This window comes from Erwinia plantamica (genome assembly GCF_043420595.1).
GTDB lineage: Bacteria > Pseudomonadota > Gammaproteobacteria > Enterobacterales > Enterobacteriaceae > Erwinia > Erwinia aeris.
Genome location: NZ_JBGCUC010000117.1, coordinates 1 through 408, shown reverse-complemented (window position 1 = coordinate 408; position 408 = coordinate 1). Strand labels below are relative to the sequence as shown.

Annotated in this window: 1 protein-coding gene; it reads right to left on the bottom strand. The window is 61.3% G+C overall.

Features of this window, described 5'->3' with window-relative positions:
- Positions 1-347, bottom strand: a 347-nt coding sequence (locus tag AB3U87_RS22360) for a response regulator (RefSeq protein ID WP_394150629.1), incomplete at its 3' end; no start/stop codon positions are given.
- Positions 348-408 lie beyond the last annotated feature (61 nt).

The window sequence follows — 408 nt, the reverse complement described above, 5'->3', positions numbered from 1 at the left end:
AGGTAATCGTTGGAGCCCGCCGCCAGGCAGCGCTCCTGATCGTCCTTCATGGCCTTGGCCGTAACCGCAATGATCGGCAACTTGCGCCAGCGCGGGTCCTGGCGGATCAACGCGGTCGCCTCGTAGCCGTCCATTTCCGGCATCATCACGTCCATCAGCACCAGGTCGATGTCCTCGACTTCATTGAGCCTCTCGATCGCCTCACGGCCGTTACGGCCGATCACCACAATCGCCCCCTTGTGTTCCAGGGCACTGGTGAGGGCAAAGATGTTGCGCACATCGTCGTCCACCAGCAGCACCTTGCGCCCCTCGAAGACCTTGTCGCGGCTGCGGGCGGTCTTGAGCATCTTCTGGCGTTCCTGGGACAGCTGGGATTCGACTTTGTGCAGAAAGAGTGTCACGTCATCC